We start from the raw sequence: 25,379 nt of genomic DNA on the forward strand, positions 1-25,379 counted from the left end.
AAGGTTCGCCATGGGACGTCGATATTTCGGCACGGACGGCATTCGCGGCACGGTGGGCGATGCGCCCATCACGCCTGATTTCGTGTTGCGTCTCGGCTATGCAGCCGGCAAGGTGTTGGCCGGCGCGGCCGACGTCGCGGCGGGTGCGCGTCCGACGGTGCTGATCGGCAAGGACACGCGTGTTTCGGGCTACATGCTCGAGGCCGCGCTCGAGGCCGGCTTTTCGGCGGCTGGCGTCGACGTGATGCTGGCCGGCCCGATGCCGACGCCGGGCGTTGCGTACCTGACGCGCGCGCTGCGCCTGTCGGCCGGTGTCGTGATCAGCGCATCGCACAACCCGTATCAGGACAACGGGATCAAGTTCTTCTCCGCCGACGGCAACAAGCTGCCCGACGATACCGAGGCGGAGATCGAAGCATGGCTCGACAAGCCGCTCGACTGCGCGTCGTCGGACCGGCTCGGCAAGGCGCGCCGCCTCGATGACGCGGCCGGCCGCTACATCGAGTTCTGCAAGAGCACGTTCCCGGCCGCGTACGACCTGCGCGGGCTCAAGCTCGTGATCGATTGCGCGCACGGCGCCGCATACCAGATCGCGCCTCACGTATTCCACGAACTCGGCGCGGACGTGATCCCGATCGGTGTCGCGCCGAACGGCTTCAACATCAACGATGGTGTGGGCGCCACGGCGCCCGACGCACTGGTGCGCGCGGTGCGAGCAAACCATGCGGACCTCGGCATCGCGCTCGACGGCGATGCCGATCGCCTGCAGGTCGTCGATTCGACGGGCCGCCTGTACAACGGCGACGAGTTGCTCTACGTGCTCGTGAAGGACCGGATCGCGACTGCCGGCAAGGTCGACGGCGCGGTCGGCACCCTGATGACGAACCTCGCGGTCGAGGTCGCGCTGCAGCGCGAGGGCGTGCAGTTCGTGCGGGCGGCCGTCGGCGATCGCTACGTGCTCGAACAACTGCGCGAGCGCGGCTGGCAGCTCGGCGCGGAAGGCTCGGGCCACATCCTGTCGCTCGACCGCCATTCGACCGGCGACGGCATCGTGTCGGCACTGCTCGTGCTCGCTGCGCTCAAGCGCAGCGGCCGCACGCTTGCGCAGATGCTGGACGGCGTTACGCTGTTCCCGCAGAAGCTGATCAACGTGCGGATGAAGCCGGGTGCCGACTGGAAGGGCAGTGCATCGATTCGCGCGGCGATCGACGCGGCCGAAAGCGCGCTCGCCGGCCGCGGCCGTGTGCTGATCCGCGCGTCGGGCACCGAGCCCGTGCTGCGCGTGATGGTCGAGGCACAGCATGCGGCCGACGCGACCCGCCACGCGGAAGCGATTGCCGACGCAGTGCGCGCGGCGACGAGCTGAGCCGAATTGGCGATGGCGCACGATGGTCCGGCCGGGCGCGTGCAGCCTCGCCGATGATCCGACAGGCGGCGCCTTCGGGCGCCGCAATTCGTCAGACGCAAAGGTTTGCGCTATTAAATAGAGAGGGCCTTCGACGCGGATTTCGTCGGAACAAAAACATCCGACCCCGAATCGTGATGGCCAATGGCGATGGGCCTCCGACCCCGGATTCGGCGAATGCGCTTCGCTCGAACCTCGCATGGGCGGGGGCCGCACACCCTTCCTGACCGGCAGTTCTTGCCGCCATTTCCGCGCCGCGCGGCCGCCCGCACAGGGCCCGATACACCCTTTCAACTAGTCATGTTACTGTCACGCCAGTTTCATCGATTGTCACATTATCGTCATGAGGAGCCCCTAACCTTCGCGGTGCCGTAGTCATCCGCTCACACACTGGAGGTCTCATGAAATTGATGCAAACCGCGATTGCCGGCCTGGCTGGCGCGCTTTTCGCAGTCGCCGCGCAAGCTGCCGACATCACGGGCGCAGGCAGCACGTTCGCGATGCCGATCTATACGAAATGGGCTGCCGACTACCAGCAGGCCGGCGGCGCGAAGGTGAACTATCAGGGTATCGGTTCGTCGGGCGGTCTCAAGCAGATCAACGCGAAGACGGTCGATTTTGCCGGTTCGGACGCTCCGCTGAAGGACGAAGAGCTCGCGAAGGAAGGCCTGTTCCAGTTCCCGACGGTGGTCGGCGGCGTGGTGCCGGTCGTCAACGTGCCGGGCGTGAAGGCCGGCGAACTGACGCTGTCGGGCCCGGTGCTCGGCGACATCTACCTCGGCAAGATCAAGAAGTGGAACGATCCGGCGATCGTTGCGCTGAACCCGAAGGTCAAGCTGCCGGATACGGACATCGCCGTGGTTCGCCGCGCTGACGGTTCGGGCACGAGCTTCATCTGGACGAACTACCTGTCGAAGGTCAACGACGAGTGGAAGTCGAAGATCGGCGAAGGCACGACGGTCAACTGGCCGACGGGCACGGGCGGCAAGGGCAACGACGGCGTCGCGGCCTTCGTGCAGCGCCTGCCGGGCGCGATCGGCTACGTCGAGTGGGCGTACGCGAAGAAGAACAACATGACCTACACGGCCCTGAAGAACTCGACGGGCACGGTGGTCGAGCCGAAGACCGAAACGTTCAAGGCCGCTGCTGCCGGCGCGAACTGGTCGAAGTCGTTCTACCAGATCCTGACGAACCAGCCGGGCAAGGAAGCATGGCCGGTCGTCGGCGCGACGTTCGTGCTGCTGCATGCGAAGCAGGACAAGCCGGAGCAGGGCGCCGAAACGCTGAAGTTCTTCAGCTGGGCGTTCAAGAACGGCGAGAAGGCCGCCGACAGCCTCGACTACATCTCGCTGCCGGCGTCGGTCGAGACGGAAATCCGCAAGCAGTGGAAGACGAAGGTGACGGACGCATCGGGCAAGCCGGTCGCCGCAGAGTAAGCAATCCAGCGGTTCGCTGCCCGGCCGTGCAGGCCGGGCAGTGTGTGCGGTAAGGCCGGGCGTCACGGCGCCCGGCGATCCAGAACAGGCGCCCATGTCTGATATTTCCTACTCGTCTTCCCGGTCTGATGGCGCGCAGCAACGCGCGCCGAGCCGTCTCGGAGACGTTCTGTTCGGCGGCCTCGCACGGCTGGCCGCGATCGTGACCCTGCTGCTGCTGGGCGGGATCATCGTTTCCCTGATCATTGCGTCGATGCCGACCATCCAGAAGTTCGGCCTCGGCTTCCTCTGGCAAACCGAGTGGGATCCGAACTCGGACATCTACGGCGCAGTCGTGCCGATCTACGGCACGATCGTGACGTCGATCATCGCACTCGTCATCGCGGTACCGGTCAGCTTCGGCATCGCACTGTTCCTCACCGAATTGTCGCCCGTGTGGCTGCGTCGCCCGCTCGGCATCGCGATCGAGCTGCTCGCCGCGATTCCGTCGATCGTGTACGGCATGTGGGGCCTGCTCGTGTTCGCGCCGATCTTCGCCGAATACTTCCAGAAGCCGATCGGCCGTCTCTTCAAGGACGTGTGGGTGCTCGGTCCGCTGACGGCGGGTGCGCCGATCGGCATCGGCATTCTCGCGGCCGGCGTGATCCTCGCGATCATGATCATCCCGTACATCGCGTCGGTGATGCGCGACGTGTTCGAAGTCACACCCGTGCTGCTCAAGGAGTCGGCCTATGGGATCGGCTGCACGACGTGGGAAGTGATGTGGAAGGTCGTGCTGCCCTATACGAAGACCGGCGTGATCGGCGGCGTGATGCTCGGCCTCGGCCGCGCGCTCGGCGAAACGATGGCCGTGACCTTCGTGATCGGCAACACCAACCTGCTCGACAGCGTGTCGCTGTTCGCGCCGGGCAACAGCATCACGTCGGCGCTCGCGAACGAATTCGCGGAAGCGCAACCGGGCCTGCATACGTCCGCACTGATGGAACTGGGCCTGATCCTGTTCGTGATCACGTTCATCGTGCTGTCCATCTCCAAACTGCTGCTGCTTCGTCTCGAGAAAGGAGAGGGCAAGAAATGAGCGAGCCCGTCATGAATTTCCCGGGGCCGAACGGCGCCGTGCTCGACGCGATGCGCAACCGCCTGCAGCGCAAGCGCAAGATGATCAACGCGATCGCGCTGACCGCATCGCTCGCCGCCATGGCGTTCGGCCTGCTGTGGCTCGTATGGATTCTCTACACCACGGTGCATCTCGGCGTCGGCGGCCTGTCGCTGCAGCTGTTCACCGAATCGACGCCCGCGCCGAACACCGAAGGCGGCGGCCTGGCGAACGCGATCGTCGGCAGCTTGCTGCTGTGCGGTTTCGGCACGCTCGTCGGCACGCCGATCGGCATCCTCGCGGGCGTCTATCTCGCCGAATACGGCCAGAAGAACCTGCTGGCGAGCACGATCCGCTTCATCAACGACATCCTGCTGTCGGCGCCGTCGATCGTCATCGGGCTGTTCGTGTACGCGATCGTCGTCGCGAAGTCGGGGCGCTTCTCGGGCTGGGCCGGTGTGATCGCGCTCGCACTGCTGCAGATTCCGATCGTGATCCGCACGACCGAGAACATGCTGAAGCTCGTGCCGAACGCGCTGCGCGAAGCAGCCGTCGCGCTCGGTACGCCGAAGTGGCGGATGGTGCTGAAGATCACGCTGCGCGCATCGGTCGGCGGGATCGTGACGGGCGTGCTGCTCGCGATCGCGCGGATCGCCGGCGAAACGGCGCCGCTGCTGTTCACCGCGCTGTCGAACCAGTTCTTCTCGTGGGACATGAGCCAGCCGATGGCGAACCTGCCCGTCACGATCTACAAGTTCGCGATGAGCCCGTTCGCCGAATGGCAGTCGCTCGCGTGGGCGGGCGTGTTCCTGATTACGCTCGGGGTGCTCGGACTCAACATCCTGGCGCGCTCGATCTTCTCGAAAAAGTAACGGCGGAGCAATCCGATGAATATGGCAGAGAGCCACCTGAATCCCGTCGAGCGCGCTGCTGCGCCCGCCGGCACGCAAGACGCGGCACATGGCCGCCCGCTGGCGCCGCTGAACGCGAAGATCGAGGTCAACAACCTCAACTTCTTCTACAACAAGTTCCATGCGCTGAAGAACATCAACCTGCGCATTCCCGAAGGGAAGGTGACGGCGTTCATCGGTCCGTCGGGTTGCGGCAAGTCGACGCTCCTGCGCACGTTCAACAAGATGTATGCGCTCTATCCGGAGCAGCGCGCCGAAGGCGAGATCCTGATGGACGGCGAGAACCTGCTGACCACCAAGCGCGACATTTCGCTGCTGCGCGCGCGGATCGGCATGGTGTTCCAGAAGCCGACCCCGTTCCCGATGTCGATCTACGACAACATCGCGTTCGGCGTGAAGATGTTCGAGAAGCTCACGCGCTCGGAGATGGACGATCGCGTCGAGTGGGCGCTGACGAAGGCCGCGCTGTGGAACGAAGTGAAGGACAAGCTGAACCAGAGCGGTTACGGGCTGTCCGGCGGCCAGCAGCAGCGTCTGTGCATCGCGCGCGGTATCGCGATCCGTCCGGAAGTGCTGCTGCTCGACGAGCCGTGCTCGGCGCTCGACCCGATCTCGACCGGCCGCATCGAGGAGCTGATCGCGGAGCTGAAGAGCGACTACACGGTCGTGATCGTCACGCACAACATGCAGCAGGCCGCGCGCTGCTCGGACTACACGGCCTACATGTACCTGGGCGAACTGATCGAATTCGGCGACACCGAGAAGATCTTCATCAAGCCGGTGCGCAAGGAAACGGAAGACTACATCACCGGCCGTTTCGGCTGATGACGGAGAATCACAACCATGTCGGATAAACATCTGTCGAGCCAGTTCGACGCGGACCTGAATGCCGTGTCGTCGAAAGTGCTGGAAATGGGCGGACTCGTCGAGTCGCAGATCGTCGGCGCGATGCATGCGCTCAACGAATTCGACCGCGAGACGGCCGAGAAGGTGATCGCGGCCGAGGAAACGCTGAATGCGATGGAAGTCGACATCGACCAGGAGTGCGGCAACATCATCGCGCGGAGGCAGCCGGCCGCGCGCGATCTGCGTCTTCTGATGTCGATTTCGAAAACGATTACGAACCTCGAGCGCGCCGGCGACGAGGCCGAGAAGATCGCGAAGCGCGTGCGTCGTCTGATCGACGAGCCGGCCGCGCGTGCGGTGAACATCGCCGAGATCAAGGTGTCGGGCGAGATGGCCGTGACGATCCTGCGCCGCGCGCTCGACGCATTCGCGCGCCTCGATACGGTGGCGGCCGCGCAGATCGTCAAGGACGACAAGGAAATCGATCTCGAATTCCGCGCGTTCGTGCGCAAGCTCGTGTCGTACATGCAGGAAGATCCGCGCACGATCTCGGTCGGCCTCGAGTACCTGTTCATCGCGAAAGCGATCGAACGGATCGGCGACCACGCGAAGAACATCGCCGAATTCATCATCTACATCGTGAAGGGCACCGACGTGCGGCATCAGCCGCGCGACACGCTCGATCGCGAAGCCAACAGTTAATCGACTCCGTAAGGAAGAACAGAGGTGCCGATGCCCAGCAACATTCTCGTCGTTGAAGATGAGCCCGCGATTTCCGAACTGATCTCGGTGAATCTCCAGCATGCCGGTCACTGCCCGATCCGCGCGTACAACGCGGAGCAGGCGCAGAACCTGATCAGCGACGTGCTGCCCGATCTCGTGCTGCTCGACTGGATGCTGCCGGGCAAGTCCGGCATTGCGTTCGCGCGCGACCTGCGCAACAACGAACGGACCAAGCACATCCCGATCATCATGCTGACCGCGCGCGGCGACGAGCAGGACAAGGTGCTCGGCCTCGAGATCGGCGCGGACGACTACGTGACGAAGCCGTTCTCGCCGAAGGAACTGATGGCGCGCATCAAGGCCGTGCTGCGCCGCCGCGCGCCGCAGCTGACCGAGGACGTCGTGTCGATCAACGGGCTGCGCCTCGATCCGGCCACGCACCGGGTCGCCGCGCATGGCGACGGCAGCGAGATCAAGCTCGATCTCGGTCCGACCGAATTCCGCCTGCTGCATTTCTTCATGACGCATCCGGAGCGCGTGCACAGCCGCACGCAGTTGCTCGACCAAGTCTGGGGCGATCACGTGTTCGTCGAAGAGCGCACCGTCGACGTCCACATCAAACGATTGCGCGCGGCCTTGAAACCGGCCGGCTGCGATGCGATGATCGAGACCGTGCGCGGCAGCGGCTACCGGCTCGCCAAGCACGCGTAACGTATTCGGGCATGCCGTGTGCCACGGCATGCCGTTCATTCTTTCGGGCGCTGAATCATGAACATCATCTGGGCGCGCTTTCTCGTGTCGCTCGTGCTGCTCGTGCTGATCAGCGTATTGGTCGGCGTGTTCGCCGGCCCGATCGCGGGCCTCGGGTTCGCGGTCGTGATGCTGGTCGCGCAGGGTTTCTTCAGCACCTTCCATACGCAACGCCTGTGGCGTTTGCTCGATGCGCCCGTCTACGGGGAGGTGCCGAGCGCACCGGGCATCTGGGGCGAAATCTACTACCGGCTGCACAAGCTCGCGAAGCAGTGGCATGCGCAGGTGCGACAGGTCGAGCAGCAGCATTCGCGCTTCATCCAGGCGATCCAGGCGTCGCCGAATGGCGTCGCGATGCTCGACGACCACGACCAGATCGAGTGGTGCAACGCGATCGCCGAGGTGCATTTCGGCCTCGATGCGAAGCGCGACCTGCGCCAGCACATCACGAACCTGGTTCGTCATCCGGATTTCGTCCGCTACCTGAACGCACAGCATTACGACGAGACGCTCGTGATGCGCGGGATGGGCGACTCGCGTCAGAACGTGCTCGAAGTGCAGGTGTTCCCGTACGGCGAGAACCGCAAGCTGCTGCTCACGCAGGACATCACGGAACTCGAGCGGACCGACGCGATGCGGCGCGACTTCGTCGCGAACGTGTCGCACGAACTGAAGACGCCGCTTACCGTGCTGTCGGGCTTTCTCGAGACGATGCGCGAACTGCCGCTGAACGAGGAAGATCGCGCGCGCTATCTCGAGATGATGGAGCAGCAGGCGTCGCGGATGCGGCACATCGTCACCGATCTGCTGGTGCTCGCGAAGCTCGAGGGCGAAAGCAAGCCGCCGATGGATCACGCGATCGACATGCGCGCCGTGTTCGACCATCTGAAGGAAGATGCGCAGACGTTGTCGAACGGGCATCACGAGATCACGTTCACGATCGACGAGACGCTCGGCGTCACGGGCGCGCAGACGGAAGTCTTCAGTGCGTTCGCGAATCTCGTGACCAACGCGATCCGTTATACGCCGGACGGCGGCAAGATCGTCGTATCATGGCGGCGCGAAGGCGCGCAGGGCGTGTTCTCCGTCACCGACAGCGGCTTCGGCATTCCGGCCGCCGACCTGCCGCGGTTGACCGAGCGCTTCTACCGCGTCGACCGCAGCCGTTCGCGCGATACGGGTGGCACGGGGCTCGGCCTCGCGATCGTCAAGCATGTGCTGCAGCGCCACGACTCGCACCTGTACGTGCAGAGCGAGGAAGGACGCGGCAGCACGTTCACCGCGCGCTTCCCGGCCTCGCGGATCATCGCGATCCGGCCGGCCGCGTTTGAAGCGTGAGTGTGTGACGCGATCCGGGCGCCTTGTGTCGGCATCTCGCCGGAAATAAAAAGCACAGCCCTCGGGCTGTGCTTTTTCGTTTGGTGGCGCGGCAAGCGAAACCGCGCGCCGCCCCGTGTCTACGAACAGAACTTTGCGAGCAGCCCGAGCTGCGCGTTGCGGATCGTCTTGCCCGCACGGCGCCGGCGGTAGTGGCCGTCGCTGAGCATCTGCCAGGCCGACTGGTTGTCGCCGAGGCAGACCGACAGCCCTTCGGCGATCACGCGGCGCTTCAGCTTGCGCTCGCGGATCGGGAACGCGACTTCGACGCGGCGGAACAGGTTGCGGTCCATCCAGTCGGCGCTCGACAGATAGACGTCCTCGGCGCCGCCCGCGTGGAAATAGTAGATGCGGTGGTGTTCGAGGAAGCGTCCGACGATCGAGCGAACCGTGATGTTCTCCGACAGCCCCGGCACGCCAGGCTTCAGCGCGCACACGCCGCGCACGATCAGGTCGACCTTCACGCCGGCCTGCGACGCTTCGTACAGTGCGGCGATCACCGACGGCTCCAGCAGCGCGTTCATCTTCGCGACAATGCGCGCGCGCTTGCCGGCGCGTGCATTGTCGATCTCCGCGCGGATCGATTCGATGATGCGCGGATGCAGCGTGAACGGCGATTGCCACAGCTCGTGCAACATGAGTTCGCCGCCGATCCCGGTCAGCTGCTGGAAGACGTGGTGGACGTCCTCGCAGATCTTCTGGTCGGCCGTCATCAGCCCGAAGTCGGTGTAGAGGCGGGCAGTGCGCGGGTGATAGTTGCCGGTGCCGAGGTGAACGTAGCGGCGCAGCGACGCCTTGCCGTGCTGCACGACGCGCCGCACGATCAGCATCATCTTCGCGTGGCACTTGTGGCCGACCACCCCGTACACGACGTGCGCGCCGACGGCTTCGAGCTGCGATGCCCAGTTGATGTTGGTTTCCTCGTCGAAGCGTGCGAGCAGTTCGACGACGACGGTCACTTCCTTGCCGTTGCGCGCGGCTTCCATCAGCGCGTCCATCAGCGGCGAATCGGTGCCGGTGCGGTAGATCGTCTGCTTGATCGCGACGACGCTCGGATCCTTCGCGGCCTGCTGCAGCAGCTCGAGCACCGGCTGGAAACTTTCGTACGGGTGGTGCAGCAGGATGTCGCCGTCGTCGATCGCGTCGAACATCGTCGGCGCGTTGACGATCGCGGGCGGGATCGATGCGACGAACGGTGCGAACTTCAGGTCGGGTCGATCGACGAGATCGGGGATCTGCATCAGCCGCACGAGGTTCACGGAGCCGGCCACGCGATAGCAGTCCTTCTCGCCGAGCAGGCTTTCCTCGAGCAGGCGCCGCACGATATGCGCCGGCGTGTCGGCCGACACCTCGAGCCGCACGGCGTTGCCGAGGTGGCGCGCGGGCAGTTCGCCCTGCAGCGCGACGCGCAGGTTGGTGATTTCGTCCTCGTCGACGAACAGCTCGCTGTTGCGCGTGATGCGAAACTGGTTGCAGCTCTTCACGACCAGTTGCGGGAACAGTTCGCCGACGAAGCGCTGCATGAACGAGCTGAGCAGCACGAAGCCGTGCTCGAAGCCCGACAGCGCCTGCGGCATGCGCACGACGCGCGGCAGCGCGCGCGGCGCCTGCACGATGCCCATCACCGCCTGGCGGCCGAATGCGTCGCGGCCCTCGAGCTCGACGACGAAATTCAGGCTCTTGTTCAACACGCGCGGGAACGGGTGCGCGGGATCGAGGCCGATCGGCGTCAGCACGGGCAGCAGTTCATCGAGAAAGTAGCGGCGCGCCCATTCGAGCTGTTCTTCGTTCCACGTGTCGCTCGCGTGGAAGTAGATGCCTTCCTGTTCGAGCGCGGGCAGCACGGTTTCGTGCAGCATCGTGTACTGGCGGTGCACGAGCCGTTGCGCGCGCTCCACGACGAGGTCGTAAGCGTGCTGTAACGACATGCCGTCCGGCGTCAGTGCGCCGGGGTTGTCGCGGATCTGTTCCTGAAGGCCGGCCATCCGGACTTCGAAGAATTCGTCGAGGTTGCTGCTGGTGATGCAGATGAAGCGCAGTCGCTCGAGCAATGGAATCTGTGGGTCAGCCGCCTGGGCCAGCACGCGCTCGTTGAAACCGAGGATGCCGAGTTCACGATTGAGAAGCGGATAACGGACGGACATCGGCAGAGTAGGGGATGATTCGGGCGATGATTCGAAAGGACGCTCGGAAACTCTCACGGTACGATGACGTGCAGATGACGATGGTGTATTTATATCGGGAAATTCTACGCCTGAACCGTTTCGTCTCATAAATGTTTCGGCCATATACAATCTACCCGTGTACATGCCCGTGAAGCGTGGCAACGGCAAGCGTTCCACGCTTAAAATGTCGCCTTTGATTGATCGCCCAGCGTGGCCGGACCGGCTGCCGCGGGCGAACGCGCACGGAGCCCCCTTCTGATGGTTAATTCCCCCCACTTGCTGGCTGCCGTCGATCTCGGCTCGAACAGCTTTCGGCTGATCGTCGGGCGCGTCGAGGAAACGCCGGCGGGCAGCCAGATCTATCCCGTCGACGCGCTGCGCGAGCCCGTTCGACTGGCCGCGGGCCTGTCGAGCGACAAGATGCTCGATCGCGCGTCGCAGGAGCGTGGCTGGGAGGCGCTCAAGCGGTTCGGCGAACGCCTGCGCGATTTCCATCCCGATCATGTGCGCGCGGTGGCGACCAACACGCTGCGCGTCGCGAAGAACGCGGGCGAGTTTCTCGGCGAGGCCGAAGCGGCGCTCGGTTTTCCGATCGAAGTGATTGCGGGCCGCGAAGAGGCGCGCCTGATCTACGCGGGTGCCGCGCATTCGGTGCCGGCGAGCGCCGGCAAGCGGCTCGTCGTCGACATCGGCGGCGGCTCGACCGAATTCATCATCGGCTCGCACTACACGCCGCTCGTGATGGAGAGCCTCTACATCGGCTGCGTAAGCCATAGCCGCTCATTCTTCCCGGCCGGCAACGTCGACGAATACACGATGCGGCAGGCCGAACTCGCGGCCAAGCGCGAGATCCAGATCATTTCCAGCGAGTACAAAAAAGCGGGATGGGACCAGGCAATCGGTTCGTCCGGCACCGCGCGTGCGCTCGCGGAACTCGTCGAGGCGAACGGCTTCAACGACGCGGGCATCACGCACGGCATCTCGCGCGGCGGGCTCGAACGCCTCAAGCGCGCGCTGATCAAGTCCGAGAACGTGAACCGGCTGAAGCTGATCGCGCTGAAGCCCGACCGCGTGCCGGTGCTCGCCGGCGGCCTCGCGATCATGCTCGCGGTATTCGAGGAGCTTGGGGTCGACTACGTCGATACCACCGACGGCGCACTGCGTCTCGGCGTGCTGTACGACCTGCTCGGCCGGACCCAGCACGAGGACATGCGCGCGGTGACCGTCGAGGGCTTCACGCGCCGCTACGGCGTGGATCGCGCGCAGGCCGGGCGCATCGGTGCGCTCGCGGTGCGGTTCTACGACGAGCTCGACGAATCCGACGACGAAGCACGGGAGGAAGGCCGGATGTTCCTCGGTTGGGCCGCCGCGTTGCACGAGATCGGCCTGTCGATCTCGCATAGCTCGTATCACAAGCATTCGGCCTATATCGCGAGCAACGCCGACATGCCCGGTTTCTCGCGCACCGATCAGGCGCGTCTTGCCGCGCTCGTGCTCGGGCATGCAGGCAAGCTCGGCAAGCTGTCGCAGGCGCGCGACGTCGAGTGGCCGCTGTTGTTCTGCCTGCGGCTCGCGGCGCTGCTGTGCCGGCGCCGGACCGATGCCGGGCTGCCGGACATTTCCGTGTCGCAGATGAAGAAGGGCGGGTATGAAGTGCGCCTGCCGAGCGCATGGGTCGAGCAGAACCCGCTGACCGACTACAGCCTCAGCCAGGAAGCGGCCGAGTGGGAGAAGGTTGGTATTCCGTACCGAGTGGTTTATACGGGCGCGTGACGCGGCGGCGCGCTTGCGCCGTCAGGCTGCCTTACGACGCGCTCAGTCCGAGCACACGATCGCGGTCAGGAACGGGAATGCCTGCTTGACGGTCGCATCACTACCGGCCTTGCGCACGGCCTGCTCGACCGCGTTCTTCGTGCCGCGTACCACGACGCCATATGCCCAGTCGCCGATCGGCGTGCCGTCGCCGGGCTGGAAGATTGGGTCGTTCGCCTGGTAGCCGAGCACGACATAGACGCCGAAGCCATAGGCGGTCAGCGGATGGTTCGTGCGGAATGCGTTCACCGAATTCGATTCGACGTGCATCGGCTCCGACTGGATATCACCCGCCGCGAGCAGCGGTGCGACGAATTTATGGCCGTTCGAATGGCAGTCGAGCGCGTCGTCGAGCGACTTGGCCGATGCGACGCCGGACGCGCCGACGGTTCCGATTGCGAGCAGCGCGCCGAACAGGGCGGTCTTGAAAGCGTGGTTTTTCATGCGCGGTTGCGGGTTGGTCGCGGATATTATCGCGTGTTCCCGCAAGTTTCGTGCGCGGGCTGCGGGCAGTGCGGCACTGGTGGCGGCTGGCGCACCAAACGAAAAAGGGTTGCAAGCGCAATGGCTTGCAACCCTTGTCGTGTATCTCGTGGTCGGAGCGATAGGATTCGAACCTACGACCCTCTGATCCCAAATCAGATGCGCTACCAGGCTGCGCTACGCTCCGACGAGCCAAAGATTGTATCGTCTAATGGGTGGCCGGGTCAACAACGTTCTGTATGCGGCGGACATCATCACGAATCGCTCACGATTGGCGACAATTCGGGGAGTGATCGCCCGGCCCGCAGGTGCGGCCGGATCTTTCGTCGAAGCATGGAGAGACATCATGATGAACCTGATCCTGTGGCGCCACGCCGAGGCCGAAGACTACGCGGCAAACGACCTCGCACGTCAGTTGACGGCCCGCGGGCGCAAGGAAGCGCAGGCCATGGCCAAATGGCTGCGCGGCCGGCTCGAGTCGAGCAGCGCGATCCTCGCGAGCCCGGCGGCGCGCACCGTGCAGACCGTGGAGGCGCTGACGGACCAATACCGGACAGTGGACGCGCTCGCGCCGGGCGGCAGCGTCGACGACGTGCTGGCGGCCGCCGGATGGCCTGACGGCATCGCGCCGACGGTCGTGATCGTCGGACACCAGCCGACCCTCGGCAGTGTCGCGGCGCAGCTGATCGCGGGCAACGACGACAGCTGGAGCGTCAAGAAGGGCGGTATCGTATGGCTCGTGAGCCGCACGCGCGACGGCAGCCGTCAGGCCGTGCTGCGCGCGGTATTGACGCCGGACCTTGTCTGAAGGGCGCCAGCGCATTGATCATACGGTTTCGCAAGCTTTCTGCTAAAGTCAATTCGGCGACACGTCATTGAAAGGACACGGTCGTGCCACAGAACGGTAACGACCGGTTACTACATTGGCTGGCATGTCGTTCTATTCCTTACGATCAGGAAAGCCTAATGCGAGAACTGCCGACGCCTACGCTCCCCTTTGCCTCGCTTCCCCTCGACACGTCGCGGCGTCACCTGCCGCGCGCTGCTGAAACCGTCACATCCGAGTACCGTCTGCGCGCCGCCTGGGCGCGCACGGAAGACGAACTGCGCGAGGCCCAGCGCCTGCGTTACACCGTGTTCGCCGAAGAAATGGGCGCGCAGGTCAGTGGTCCGTCCGGTCTCGATGTCGATCCGTTCGATGCCTATTGCGATCATCTGCTGGTGCGCGATCTCGATACGCTGAAGGTGGTCGGCACGTACCGTGTGTTGCCGCCGCACCAGGCCGCGCGTGTGGGCCGTCTGTACGCCGAAGGCGAATTCGACCTGTCACGCCTCACGCACCTGCGCGGCAAGATGGTTGAAGTCGGCCGCTCGTGCGTGCACAGCGACTACCGCAGCGGCGCCGTCATCATGGCGCTCTGGGGCGGTCTCGGCGCGTACATGATGCAGAACGGCTACGAGACGATGCTCGGCTGCGCGAGCGTGTCGATGGCCGACGGCGGACACTATGCGGCGAACCTGTATCAGTCGCTGCCGGCCAACTCGCTGACGGCGCCGGAATATCGCGCGTTCCCGCATACGGCGCTGCCGGTCGACGAACTGCAGACGGGCACCGTCGTTGCACCGCCGCCGCTGATCAAGGGCTATCTGCGTCTCGGTGCGAAGATTTGCGGCGCGCCGGCGTGGGATCCCGACTTCAACTGCGCGGACTTCCTGACGCTGTTCCGGCTGTCGGACATCAACGCGCGCTACGCCCGACACTTCCTGGGCTGAGCCGCTCTGATCGCAGCGCGCCGGTCACGACGCGCACACGAATGAACGCCGTCGCATGGCAACCTGCCACGCGACGGCGTTCGTTCCGACGATCGTGATTTATCCGGCCCCGTTAATTTGATCGATACGCGTTCACCACCGTGCGGCCACGCGCACGTTCGGAACGGACCGCGGGCGCGGCCCGGGCGACAGGGCGGGCTTGCCTAGTGCTTGCGCCGCCAGTCGAGCAGGTGGTGTTCGGCCATCCAGTGATGGATCATCCCTTCGCCGCCGTGGCTGCGCTTGTATTCGCGCGACTCGAAATACGACAGGGCGACGAGCACCATCAGACCGATAAACAGGCCAATCAGGCCAGCGATCTCTTCGGACGTCATGGCAGCCTCCTTTCAACGGCACAGCGCCATGGCTACATGGTAGAACATGCGCAGGACAACCCCTAACCCGGAATTCCGCTAGACTCGGCGCGGTCGTGGCGCGCGATGGGCGCGCCGTTTTCCGGAGCCTTCCCGATGACCCGTTTCATGCTGGCCGTGCTGGCCGCGTCCATTCTCGCCGGCTGTTCCAGTGATCCCCGTCAGGCCCGTCGTGGCCACCCGCCGCAAGATCCGGCCGATTACCACGGCGTGCCGACCGACATGACGCCGCCGTCGATGCTCGGTGAGCCGGCGCCGTCGGCATCCGCGCCAGCGCAATAACGAAACCGGCCTGCCTGCGTGGCCGTCAGGCGCCGGCTGCGGGGGCGTCGTCGGCGCCGATCCGCTGCGTCAGCGCCGGCAGGTAGCGCGCGAGCGTCGCGCCGCGCGCGACCATGAACAGCAGCAGCGCGAACCACAGCCCATGATTGCCGAACGGGCCGACAGCCGCCAGCGTTGCGGCGATGAAGATCGCGAACGACGCGATCATCGCGCGCATCAGCGATTGCGTCTGCGTCGCGCCGATGAACACGCCGTCGAGCAGGAACCCCCACACGGACACGATCGGCGAGATCGCCGCCCACGGCAGGTATTGCAGCGCGACCGCACGGATCCCAGCTTGGTCGGTCAGCCGTGCGACGATCCAGCCGCCGGCCGCCCAGTAGACGAGCGCGAACAGCAGTGCGCCGAGCGCGGACCACAGCACCGTGACACGTACGGCCCGCCGGAATGCGACGCGGTCGCGCGCGCCGGCTGCCGCGCCGACGAGCGCCTCGGCCGCATGCGCGAAGCCGTCGAGCCCGTATGCCATGAAGGTCTGGAAATTGAGCAGCAATGCGTTGGCCGCGAGCGTCGCATCGCCCTGTTTGGCGCCCAGGTGCGCGAACCAGCCGAACGCGCCGAGCAGGCATAGCGTGCGCAGGAAGATGTCGCGATTGAGCGCGATCAGCCGCTTGAGTGCCGCACGATCCGCCAAGGCACCCGCGGCCAGCGGCGCGAGGCCGCGCGGGCGCAGGCACCACAGCATCCATGCGCCGAGCGCGAAGCCGCACGCATCCGCGGTCGCGGTTGCTGCACCGATCCCGGCGATACCCCAGCCGAAGCCGTACACGTACAGCAGCACGGCACCGATGTTCACTGCATTGATGAAGACCTGCGCGACAAGCGCGAGCCGCACGCGCTGCACGCCGAGCAGATAGCCGAGCACGACGTAGTTCGCGAGCGCGAACGGCGCGCTCCAGATTCGTGCGTGGCCATAGGCCAGCGCCGTCGCGCGGACAGCGTCGCTGCCGCCCATCGCGGTCAGCGCGAACGACAGCAGCGGCACCTGCAGTGCGAGCACGGCGGCGCCGAGCGCGAACGCGACGATCAGCGCACGCAGTACGTTGAGCCGGATGCCGGCGGCGTCGCCGGCGCCATGCGCCTGGGCGACGAGGCCGGTCGTGCCCATGCGCAGGAAGCCGAAGCCCCAGAACACGAAGTTGAAGAACAGCCCGCCGAGCGCGACGCCGCCGAGATACTGCGCGCCATCGAGGTGGCCGGCGACGGCCGTGTCGACCGCGCCGAGGATCGGCTGGGTCAGGTTCGCAAGGACGATCGGGAAGGCGAGGGCGAGGACGCGCCGGTGCGAGACGGCGGCCGACCCAGTGCCCGCCCCATGCGGCAATGCGGATTCGGACATGGCGGTCGGGTCAGGCGCGTTCCTGTACGCAGACCCACGGCGACACGACGACCGCCCACAGCTCCGGATTGCGTGCGGCGAAGTCGGAGGCGGTTTCCGCCGGCATGCGCGTGACGAGACCGGACGACAGCCAACGCGTGACCTGTTCGGCGTCATCGCCGGCGATCGCTTCCGCGACGCTGACGAGATCGAGATCGCGTGCAACCGACAGCAGCTTGCCCTGCGCGAAGAAGCGCTCGAGATCGCACCAGTCGATCTTGGCGGTTTCGCCGAGGAGTTTGGCGTAGAGCGGGCTGTGCGACGCGCCCGCGGCGGATTCGTGTTGGTCGGAGGACATCGGTGATGTGCTGAAAAGACTGCGTGGGCGCCACTATAAACCATCCGGGCGCGCGGCCGGCCGCGCGGCGGGCATGCGCCCGGTTCACGCGCCGCGCAGCGCGCGGCGGACGATCTTGCCGGTTGCCGTCATCGGAAGGCTGTCGACGAACGCGATCGCGCGCGGATACTCGTGCGCGGCCAGACGAGTACGCACGTGGGCCTGCAGCGCGTGCACGAGCGCGTCGTCGCCGACATGGCCGGGGTTCAGCACGACGAACGCCTTGACGATTTCCGTGCGCGTCGGATCGGGTGCGCCGACGACGGCCGCCATCCGCACCGCCGGATGCGTGAGCAGGCAGTCCTCGATCGGCCCTGGGCCGATCCGGTAGCCGGCGCTCGTGATCACGTCGTCGTCGCGGCCGATGAAGCGCACGAAGCCGTCGGCGTCGATCGTGCCGGTGTCGCCGGTAAGCAGGTAGTCGCCCGCGAACTTGTCGCGGGTCGCGGCGGGATTGCGCCAGTATTCGAGGAACATCACCGGGTCGGGGCGGCGCACGGCGATGTGCCCCTCGACGCCGGGCGGCAGCGGCGTGCCGTGCTCGTCGACGATCGCGACCGCGTGGCCCGGCACGGCCTTGCCGATCGCACCGGGCCGCGCGTCGAACAGCGCCGCGCACGACGACAGCACCATGTTGCATTCGGTCTGTCCGTAGAACTCGTTGATCGTCACGCCGAGCGCGTCGCGTCCCCAGGCTGTCAGCTCGGTGCCAAGCGATTCCCCGCCGCTCGCGACCGATTTCAGCGCCAGCGCGTGACGCTCGCTCGGCGCGGGCACCGCGCGCATCAGCTTCAGCGCGGTCGGCGGCAGGAACGCGTGGGTCACGCCATGTCGCGCCATCAGTGCGAATGCGGCTTCGCCGTCGAACTTCTCGAAGCGGCGAGCGAGCACGGGAACGCCGTGGTGCCATGACGGCAGCAGCACGTCGAGGAGTCCGCCGATCCACGCCCAGTCGGCCGGTGTCCAGAACAGGCGTGCGTCGCGCGGAAAGCACTGCTGCGACATCTCGACGCCCGGCAGATGACCCAGCAGCACGCGATGCGCATGGAGCGCGCCTTTCGGCTTCCCGGTCGTCCCGGACGTATAGATGATGACCGCCGGGTCGTCGGCGGCGGTGTCCGCCGGCACGAAATCCGGCGATTCGGCCGCGAGTGCGGCGTCGAAACGCAGCACGCCGGGCGCGTCGGGCGCATCGTCGCCGATGCAGTAGCAGGTGCGCAGCGCCGGCAGTCGCGCGCGCAGCGGCGCGATCTTCGCGTACCCGGCGGCATCGGTGACGAGCGCGGCGGCTTCGCTGTTCTCGAGCCGGTATTCGAGCGCGTCGGCGCCGAACAGCGTGAACAGCGGCACCGCGATCGCGCCGAGCTTGTACGCGGCGAGATGGGCGATGGCCGTTTCCGGACCCTGCGCGAGGAAGATGGCGATCCGGTCGCCACGTTGCAAACCCGCCCGCGCGAGGCTATTTGCGAAACGGTTAGAAACATTCCTCAGGTCGTCGAACGTGAGGCGGGACACGTCGCCTTGTGCCGTTTCGTGAATCAGCGCGAGCCGTCCGCTGCCGTCGGCCCACTTGTCGCAGACGTCCACGCCGATGTTGTAGCGGGCCGGAACGTCCCACGCGAAGCGGGAGAGGAGGTTGTCGTAGCAGTCGGCGGCTGGCAGCATCGCGAGTCTCCTTGACGTCGATCGTCGGCATCGGTTGACGGATTACATCTGCATTTAATGCGACCGAAACCACAATGGCGTCTGATGGATAGGGGAATGTGCGGGCTCGTGTAACCGAGGGGCTCAGTGCACGATTCCGCCATGACGCATAAGATCATGACAAAACAGTGATATGACCATGGATTTGCTTCTGATAGCTGCGGGGTTCAGCCTGTTCGGAATCGGGGTGCTGGTGGTGTTTGCCAGCCGCGTCGATCCGTTGTCCGGCCGGTTCACCGGCCGTTTGCGCAAGCGCTGACACAACCTTCCCGATCTCCCTCGCGACGACATGCGACGCATGCCGGCATCGCGTGTCGTCCTCGTTCGGCGTGGCGCGCTCAGCGCGCCGGCAGGTAGCGTGCCGGATCGATCGAGCGGCCGCCGTAGCGCAGCTCGAAGTGCAGCGCGACGCGATCGCTGTCGCTGTTGCCCATTTCGGCAATCGTCTGCCCCTGCGTGACCGACTGACCTTCCTTCACGAGCAGCGCACGGTTGTGCGCGTACGCCGTCAGATAATCGGCATTGTGCTTGAGGATGATCAGGTTGCCATAGCCGCGCAATCCGTTGCCCGCATAGACGACGGTGCCCGGTGCGGCGGCCAGCACCGGCGTACCCGCGGCGTTCGCGATATCGATGCCCTTGGATTTCGAGCCGTCGAAGCTGCGCACCACGTTGCCGGCGGCCGGCCAGATCAGCGCGATGCTGGTGGCCGGCTTGACGGCCGATTCGACCGGCGCTGAAGGCGCGGGGCGGTTGCGGCCCGCGCTGCCGGTGCCGGTGGTCGACGCAGTCGTCGTGCCGGGCGGCGGCGCGACGCGCAGCACCTGGCCGACCTCGATCGCGTCGGGATTCGTGATCTGGTTCCAGCGCACGATGTTGGCCATCGACGTGCGATTCTCGCGCGCGATCTTGTAGAGCGTGTCGCCGCGCTCGACGCGGTAGTAGCCCGGGCCGACGGGTGCGGAGCCGCACGCGACGAGCAGTGCGGCGCAGGCGGCCGCGAAAAGCCGCTTCGTTGTTGTTCCGAACATTGAACCTCGCAAAACCCCGCCGCGCGCGACGCGGCAGGTGATACAAAACGTCCGATTTTAACGGGTTCGGCCCGAGCACCGCAGTTTCGGGCTGCGGGTGCGGGCCTGCGCACACCGGCAAACCGGTGTGGCCGACGTCAGCCGGCGAGCGGCAGCAGCCGAATCCGCAGCGTGGCCGTTTCGATCGCGCCCGGTGCAAGCATGCGCAGCCCGAGGCCGTTGTGGATCGCGTCCGGCAGGCCAAGCCACGGCTCGACGCAGTAGAAGTCCGATTCCGGCTTCTCCGTCCAGGTCGTGACCGCGTACCACGGGATCGAGCCCGGGACGTCGAGCGCGATCTCGATCGTGCGGCCGCGGCCCGGCATCACGATGCGCACCGGCTCGGACGGCGCGCCGTCGAGGCAGTGGAAGCGGTCGAGAATGTCCGGGTCGCCGAGGCTGTACGACGCTTCGCCGGGCTCGAACGGGCTGATCGAGCCGTCGGCGCGCTGCATGCAGCGTCGCGTCGGCGGCAGCTCGAGCGTGGTCTGCGCGCGCTCGCCGTGTGGCAGCGCGAAGTAGAAATGGTGGCCTGCGTAGTAGGGCAGCGGCGTGTCGCCGCGGTTGGTCGTGGTGAGCGCGACGTCGAGCGTGTGCGCGTCGGCGAGCCGGTAGGTCGTCTCGAACCGGAAATCGAACGGGTAGCTGTCGCGCAGCGCGTCGTTCGCATCAAGCGTCATCGACAGTGCGGCGCCGTCGGCCGACGGTTGTGCCGCGAACGGCAGGTCGCGCGCGAAACCGTGCATCGGCAGCTCGCGGACCACGCCGGCGGCATCGCGCCAGCGGCCCAGTTCACCGTCGACGCGATGGCGGCCGAGGAACGGGAACAGCAGCGGATTGCCGCCGCGCACGCGCGCGAGGTTGCTCCAGTCGGCGGCTTCCGGCCAGAAGATGACCGGCTCGCCGTCGACGTGCCACGACAGCAAGCGGCCGCCGAATTGCGGGGCGACCCGGACGAGCGACGGGCCGGCGTGAAGTTCATGAATGTCGTGCTGCTGGAAGATCGGCATGGCGAATCGGTATGAACGGGTGGGCGGGGTGCGCGATGGCGCGCTCCATTATCGGGCCGCGACGCGGTCGGGGAAAACCCTTCTCGGGAAATCGCGAGTTTTTCAGACTGCCGACGGTCTGGATAATGCCTGTAAACCGGTGATGTTGCCGGGTCATGACACTTCGTGGAGGGGCCATGGATCTGGCAATGGCAATGGGAATCGCACTGTTCGGCATGTTCACCGGCAGCACGGTATTGTTTTTCTATCAGCTCGGCCGCTGACGGCAATTTCTGCCGGAACCGAAGGCCCGCCATGCAAATGGCGGGCTTTTTGCTTTCTGCGCGCTTACAAATTGCAAGCGTTTGTGTGCATCGCCGCAATAACCAGCCAAATGCCTTGGCGCAGTAATCCTGGCTCGGCATAATCGGGGCGCGTTTTTCCGGACGCGCGATGCGTCGTCCGCTTTTCCATCCGATTGATCACCACTAAAAGGACCGACGCGTGAGTCTCTGGTTTCTGGTATTCCTGAGCGTCCTGCAGGGCGTCACCGAACTTTTCCCCGTCAGCAGTCTCGGCCACACGCTGCTCGTGCCCGCGCTGTTCGGCATGCACATCGACAAGCACGCGCCGCAGTTGCTGCCGTTCCTCGTTGCGCTGCACCTCGGCACCGCGCTCGCGCTGCTCTGGTATTTCCGCGCACGCTGGATCGCGCTGATCAGCGGCTTCTTCGCGCAGCTCGGCGGCCGCAAGAACGACGACGGGCACCTGATGTGGGCGCTGATCATCGGCACGATTCCGACCGGGATCGTCGGCCTGTTGCTGGAGAAGCGCATCGAGCGCGTCTTCCACGACCTGCGGATCGTCGCGATCGCGCTGATCATCAACGGCGTGCTGCTGTGGATCGGCGATCGGATTCAGCGCAGCCGTGCGCACCAGCCGCCCGAAAAGATGACGTTCCAGCAGGCGTTCTTCGTGGGCCTTGCGCAGATCGGCGCGCTGATTCCGGGGTTCTCGCGCAGCGGGCTGACCATGATCGCCGGTAACGCGGCCGGGTTGACGGCGGAAAAGGCGGCGGAGTTTTCGTTCCTGCTCGGCACGCCGATCATTTTCGCGGCGGGCGTGCTCGAACTGCCGAAGCTGTTCCACGCGCGCGACCAGCTCGCCGACGCGCTGCTCGGTGGCGTGCTGACGGCAATTGCCGCTTATCTGAGCGTGCGGTTCCTGATGCGCTATTTCGAAGGCCGCGGGCGGCTGGCTTCGTTCGGCTTGTATTGCGTGATTGCCGGCGTGTTTTGTCTCGGGTGGTTCATGCTGCATCCGCAGCCGGTTTGACGGGGGCGGTGCCGGTCGCGCGGCGCGCGTGATTTGACGCGATGATCGGGTATAATTTCGGGCTCGGCTTCATGCCGGGCCCGTTTCGTTTCGGGGCTTTGAATTCGGCTGGTGCCGTGTTTTTCTCAAAGCCCGTTCGCGTCAAATGCGGCCCGGGTTTTGTGGCCGTGTCTTTTCCCCTCGACCGCCCTTAGCTCAGTTGGATAGAGCAACGGCCTTCTAAGCCGTAGGTCACACGTTCGAATCGTGTAGGGCGGGCCAATGGAATCAATGAGTTAGCTCGGCTTTTTGGGCCGGGCTTTTTGCTTCTGCGGATGGCCGGAACCAATCCGGAACCTAGTTCGCTCAACGTTGCGGCCGAACTGACTTCACGAACGCGGCATAGGGATTTTCAGCGGGCAACGGCGGCGGCGCGTCGATAGCTTGCCGTCCGCGCGGACTTAGGCCGAATGCATCGAGCAGCCGGGCCGCTTGGGCGCGCGCGTCGCTCAGCGCGCGCAGCGCCGGATGCGCCTTGCTTCCGCCGGTTCCGGTCGCAATCGTCAATCCTTCACGGTCCAGCGTCTCGCGCAACTGCGCCTCCGTTGCCAATGTTTCGGCAAGCAGTTCGAGCGCGCGTAGGTCGGAAGCGCTCAACAGACCCAAGCTCACGACGAGCGGCGCGACGCGGTCCCATTCCGCAGCCGCACGTAATGACATGCCGTCCGGCGGTGGCGGCGCGACGGTCAATTGATCGGCAGCGATGCCTTTGAGGCGGTCAGCGCGCAAGGTTCCGGCTAGTGCCTTGGTTACATTCGACTTGCGGGGCATGATTTTTCCCGAAGAGTGATGCGCCGTGGCTTACCGGGGAGCGTGACAACGATCCCAAGGAACAAGTAACAGAGTCTGCCAAAGCCGCGAGACGACATATGTCATGATCTAGCCCTAAGCGACACGCGACAAAGAGTGCTCGCACCTCTCGCACCGATCCTTAGTAACCCTATCACCGGTTCCCCTAAGTAATTATCTTACTTGTTCAGCAAAGACTCGATACTATTTGAAAATTTTTCAAACGAGATTGCTCGCATGATGTCGTCCGATAGCTTTTGAGCAAACATAAGCTCATCGATTCCACGCGCCTCGAGATTTTTGCGCAGGCGATAATAGAATTTCTTATCCGGTTGATCGACCTTCCCTTTGTACTTCTCGTTATGCTCGGCAGCCAACGAGTCCAAAGAATCCAGTTGAAAATATTTATCATTTATTGTTTTTTTGAGGGGCGGGTTGGTGCCATCAATTACAATAGAGTAAAGGAATTTTTCAATACTTTTTATTGGGAGAAAGAGCTTCTTGAGGTCGGAAAAGTCCTTTGGAACCTTGTCCGCTATATCCCCATCAAGAATGCTTATTATTTCTCGGCCAACACCCAAGACATTCCCGCGCAATAGGTCACGCTGCAACGTGAGGACGTTGGTGTAACCCCCAACTGGAACGACATGCACTAATTTACTTGACCCGAGATTTTTCGACTCTAGAACCTTTTCAACCAGCACTTTTGCGAGAATGTCCTCAACCAACAAAAGATAGTCGAATCCGTCATGTCGATATACGTCGCGGATAACGTAGCTTGGATAGCCCGGATTGACTACATCCACGATGCCTGAATTATTTTCGATTTTGTAGATATTCTTTGGTTGAATTTTTCGAATAACCTCGGGCGAGTGCGAAGTCAAAATAACCATCAGGTTAGGCGTGCTTTGCACAAGCTCATTGATCAGGTCTATAAATCGACTAACCGCAATCGGATGCAGAGCTAGTTCGATTTCATCGATGAGAACCAGAATCAGCTGATCATTAGCGAGCGAGCGCCGCACAATTGCATTGTAGACAAAATGAAGGAGCGAGATTAAGAGGCACTCACCTGAGCTCATTCGATACTGGCTAATTAGATTTCCATTAATGGAGTTAAAATAAGGGGTGCTTGTCAGGTTGAGTTTTTGCGCTATTGCGCGATTTTTAATTCGCTTAAGGTCTTTGTATTTGTTCGCCGTACCTGTGAGAATTTGGCTCAGCTTCTCTTTGACGTAGTCGTCCGCATCCACAATATCCCTATCCGCAATCTTTCCGGACTTAAGATGGCTATCTACGGTTCGAGAATCATTGAATCGCGTCCCGTAAAATAGACTCCCTTCGTACATCCCTCTTAAGGAGACCGCTTGATTGAATGGAGACCAACCATTTGCTCCGGACCAGACATCAACCTTCCCGTCGAGGCCGATTTCGACTTTTGAAGACGCATCATAATCATCGGATTCAAGTGATTTTAGAGAATTTCGGATTGCCTGAGAAAGCGCCAGCAATATCGTACTTTTGCCACTCCCGTTACTGCCAACAATCAGACTTAGACTTTGCTCTAACGGAAATTCAATTTCAGCGGATTTTATATTTTTTACATTCTCGATTTTAATTTTTAGATCGTTCATTTTTGAGATGTCCGTTCGCCGTGTGAAATGGATGCGCACATAATACCACTACGGAATCGCCTCGTTTGGAGACAAATCCACGTAATTCAAGGCGGTTGGTAAGGTCATCGCCGAGCCTGAAGCAGGGGGGGCACCGCGTCAGGGAGCGCGCGCGAGCGATCTCCATTCGCCACAAATCTACGAAAAGCCGAAAATTTTGTTTTCCTGCTGACTTCGCAAAAATTCGACTTGCGCCACGATCACCTGACCGCGTGGCCTAGGGATTTGCCCCCCTACGGGGTGCGGTGGATGCCTCACGGACGGTCGTCGTGGGCCGCTGCGCCGCTCGCGCGCGTTAGCCAAGGCCCCGCGTACCGGCGCGCGCACCGACCGCCCAAAACGCCAGCAATCTGCCCGCTTCGTCGCGCGCGGTCGCCACGCGCGTATCGCGAATCCGGACAGCCGACGCTATTGCCGCGCCTGATTATTGGCTCGCCATCGTGCCTGCGGCGAGCGTATCGAGCGTTCGCGGGTCAGCTTGCCGTCCTTGCGCGACCGGGGGCGATACGGTCTAGTTCCTGCTTCGTATCGGC

23 protein-coding genes and 2 tRNA genes are annotated in these 25,379 nt (G+C 64.1%); 14 read left to right on the plus strand and 11 right to left on the minus strand.

What is annotated here, in order from left to right:
- The first annotated feature begins 10 nt into the window (after positions 1-10).
- The 8 genes from glmM (at position 11) to phoR (ending at position 8,505) form a co-directional block, all read left to right on the plus strand.
- Positions 11-1,366: a phosphoglucosamine mutase gene (glmM, locus tag WI26_RS05970; protein WP_059540195.1), complete on the plus strand. Its 1,356-nt coding sequence runs from the start codon at positions 11-13 to the stop codon at positions 1,364-1,366.
- A 440-nt stretch (positions 1,367-1,806) separates the two neighbouring features.
- A complete protein-coding gene (gene pstS / locus WI26_RS05975; RefSeq protein ID WP_069225450.1) occupies positions 1,807-2,841 on the plus strand; it encodes a phosphate ABC transporter substrate-binding protein PstS in 1,035 nt (344 codons plus the stop codon).
- A gap of 94 nt (positions 2,842-2,935) precedes the next feature.
- A complete protein-coding gene (gene pstC, locus WI26_RS05980; RefSeq protein ID WP_069225451.1) occupies positions 2,936-3,919 on the plus strand; it encodes a phosphate ABC transporter permease PstC in 984 nt (327 codons plus the stop codon).
- Complete coding sequence (pstA, locus tag WI26_RS05985; RefSeq protein WP_059540197.1) at positions 3,916-4,809, plus strand: phosphate ABC transporter permease PstA; 894 nt, start codon at positions 3,916-3,918, stop codon at positions 4,807-4,809. Before pstC ends, pstA begins: the two co-directional genes overlap by 4 nt.
- Before the next feature lie 15 nt (positions 4,810-4,824).
- Entirely contained in the window at positions 4,825-5,673 is an 849-nt protein-coding gene (pstB, locus tag WI26_RS05990; protein ID WP_059465601.1) for a phosphate ABC transporter ATP-binding protein PstB, read from the plus strand.
- An 18-nt stretch (positions 5,674-5,691) separates the two neighbouring features.
- Positions 5,692-6,396: a phosphate signaling complex protein PhoU gene (gene phoU, locus WI26_RS05995; RefSeq protein ID WP_059523442.1), complete on the plus strand. Its 705-nt coding sequence runs from the start codon at positions 5,692-5,694 to the stop codon at positions 6,394-6,396.
- Positions 6,397-6,426: 30 nt separating this feature from the next.
- The gene (gene phoB, locus WI26_RS06000) at positions 6,427-7,128 is read left to right on the plus strand and encodes a phosphate regulon transcriptional regulator PhoB (protein ID WP_006750313.1); all 702 of its coding nucleotides are present in this window, start codon (positions 6,427-6,429) and stop codon (positions 7,126-7,128) included.
- 57 nt (positions 7,129-7,185) lie between these two features.
- Positions 7,186-8,505, plus strand: coding sequence for a phosphate regulon sensor histidine kinase PhoR (gene phoR, locus WI26_RS06005; RefSeq protein WP_059465603.1), 1,320 nt, complete (start codon positions 7,186-7,188; stop codon positions 8,503-8,505).
- A 119-nt stretch (positions 8,506-8,624) separates the two neighbouring features.
- Here phoR and ppk1 read toward each other — a convergent pair whose 3' ends face one another.
- Positions 8,625-10,688: a polyphosphate kinase 1 gene (gene ppk1, locus WI26_RS06010; RefSeq protein WP_069225452.1), complete on the minus strand. Its 2,064-nt coding sequence runs from the start codon at positions 10,686-10,688 to the stop codon at positions 8,625-8,627.
- Between the two features lie 279 nt (positions 10,689-10,967).
- Between ppk1 and ppx the strand changes: the two genes are divergently transcribed.
- A complete protein-coding gene (gene ppx / locus WI26_RS06015; protein ID WP_069225453.1) occupies positions 10,968-12,482 on the plus strand; it encodes an exopolyphosphatase in 1,515 nt (504 codons plus the stop codon).
- A gap of 42 nt (positions 12,483-12,524) precedes the next feature.
- Here the strand turns inward: ppx and WI26_RS06020 are convergent, their stop codons facing one another.
- Complete coding sequence (locus WI26_RS06020) at positions 12,525-12,965, minus strand: hypothetical protein (RefSeq protein WP_059465606.1); 441 nt, start codon at positions 12,963-12,965, stop codon at positions 12,525-12,527.
- 149 nt (positions 12,966-13,114) lie between these two features.
- Positions 13,115-13,191, minus strand: a tRNA-Pro gene (locus WI26_RS06025).
- 159 nt (positions 13,192-13,350) lie between these two features.
- Here WI26_RS06025 and sixA point away from each other — a divergent pair.
- The gene (gene sixA / locus WI26_RS06030; RefSeq protein ID WP_069225454.1) at positions 13,351-13,812 is read left to right on the plus strand and encodes a phosphohistidine phosphatase SixA; all 462 of its coding nucleotides are present in this window, start codon (positions 13,351-13,353) and stop codon (positions 13,810-13,812) included.
- Positions 13,813-13,970: 158 nt separating this feature from the next.
- The gene (locus tag WI26_RS06035; RefSeq protein ID WP_059449345.1) at positions 13,971-14,777 is read left to right on the plus strand and encodes a GNAT family N-acetyltransferase; all 807 of its coding nucleotides are present in this window, start codon (positions 13,971-13,973) and stop codon (positions 14,775-14,777) included.
- 203 nt (positions 14,778-14,980) lie between these two features.
- Here WI26_RS06035 and WI26_RS32620 read toward each other — a convergent pair whose 3' ends face one another.
- The gene (locus WI26_RS32620; protein ID WP_167357983.1) at positions 14,981-15,151 is read right to left on the minus strand and encodes a hypothetical protein; all 171 of its coding nucleotides are present in this window, start codon (positions 15,149-15,151) and stop codon (positions 14,981-14,983) included.
- A gap of 135 nt (positions 15,152-15,286) precedes the next feature.
- Between WI26_RS32620 and WI26_RS06040 the strand changes: the two genes are divergently transcribed.
- Positions 15,287-15,472 carry a hypothetical protein gene (locus WI26_RS06040; protein ID WP_059540267.1) on the plus strand — a complete coding sequence of 62 codons (186 nt, stop codon included), beginning with the start codon at positions 15,287-15,289 and terminating at the stop codon, positions 15,470-15,472.
- A 25-nt stretch (positions 15,473-15,497) separates the two neighbouring features.
- Here WI26_RS06040 and WI26_RS06045 read toward each other — a convergent pair whose 3' ends face one another.
- The 5 genes from WI26_RS06045 to WI26_RS06065 all read right to left on the minus strand — a co-directional run bounded on the left by WI26_RS06045 (position 15,498) and on the right by WI26_RS06065 (position 21,031).
- Positions 15,498-16,871 carry an MATE family efflux transporter gene (locus tag WI26_RS06045; protein WP_069225455.1) on the minus strand — a complete coding sequence of 458 codons (1,374 nt, stop codon included), beginning with the start codon at positions 16,869-16,871 and terminating at the stop codon, positions 15,498-15,500.
- 10 nt (positions 16,872-16,881) lie between these two features.
- Positions 16,882-17,208 (minus strand): DUF2288 domain-containing protein, encoded by a 327-nt coding sequence (locus WI26_RS06050; RefSeq protein WP_059508759.1) that lies wholly within the window; start codon positions 17,206-17,208, stop codon positions 16,882-16,884.
- Between the two features lie 84 nt (positions 17,209-17,292).
- Positions 17,293-18,912 carry an acyl-CoA synthetase gene (locus tag WI26_RS06055; RefSeq protein WP_069225456.1) on the minus strand — a complete coding sequence of 540 codons (1,620 nt, stop codon included), beginning with the start codon at positions 18,910-18,912 and terminating at the stop codon, positions 17,293-17,295.
- Positions 18,913-19,289: 377 nt separating this feature from the next.
- The gene (locus WI26_RS06060; RefSeq protein WP_059465612.1) at positions 19,290-19,982 is read right to left on the minus strand and encodes a peptidoglycan DD-metalloendopeptidase family protein; all 693 of its coding nucleotides are present in this window, start codon (positions 19,980-19,982) and stop codon (positions 19,290-19,292) included.
- Positions 19,983-20,119: 137 nt separating this feature from the next.
- Entirely contained in the window at positions 20,120-21,031 is a 912-nt protein-coding gene (locus tag WI26_RS06065) for an aldose epimerase (protein ID WP_069225457.1), read from the minus strand.
- A gap of 483 nt (positions 21,032-21,514) precedes the next feature.
- Between WI26_RS06065 and WI26_RS06070 the strand changes: the two genes are divergently transcribed.
- The gene (locus WI26_RS06070; protein ID WP_069225458.1) at positions 21,515-22,345 is read left to right on the plus strand and encodes an undecaprenyl-diphosphate phosphatase; all 831 of its coding nucleotides are present in this window, start codon (positions 21,515-21,517) and stop codon (positions 22,343-22,345) included.
- Positions 22,346-22,529: 184 nt separating this feature from the next.
- Positions 22,530-22,606, plus strand: a tRNA-Arg gene (locus tag WI26_RS06075).
- An 84-nt stretch (positions 22,607-22,690) separates the two neighbouring features.
- Here the strand turns inward: WI26_RS06075 and WI26_RS06080 are convergent.
- Both WI26_RS06080 and WI26_RS06085 read right to left on the minus strand, forming a co-directional pair.
- Positions 22,691-23,155, minus strand: a complete 465-nt coding sequence (locus WI26_RS06080; RefSeq protein ID WP_069225459.1) for a phage terminase small subunit P27 family — start codon at positions 23,153-23,155, stop codon at positions 22,691-22,693.
- A 197-nt stretch (positions 23,156-23,352) separates the two neighbouring features.
- Positions 23,353-24,807: an ATP-dependent nuclease gene (locus tag WI26_RS06085; RefSeq protein ID WP_069225460.1), complete on the minus strand. Its 1,455-nt coding sequence runs from the start codon at positions 24,805-24,807 to the stop codon at positions 23,353-23,355.
- Between the last annotated feature and the right edge of the window lie 572 nt (positions 24,808-25,379).

This window comes from Burkholderia diffusa, assembly GCF_001718315.1.
In the GTDB taxonomy this organism is placed as follows: Bacteria; Pseudomonadota; Gammaproteobacteria; order Burkholderiales; family Burkholderiaceae; genus Burkholderia; species Burkholderia diffusa_B.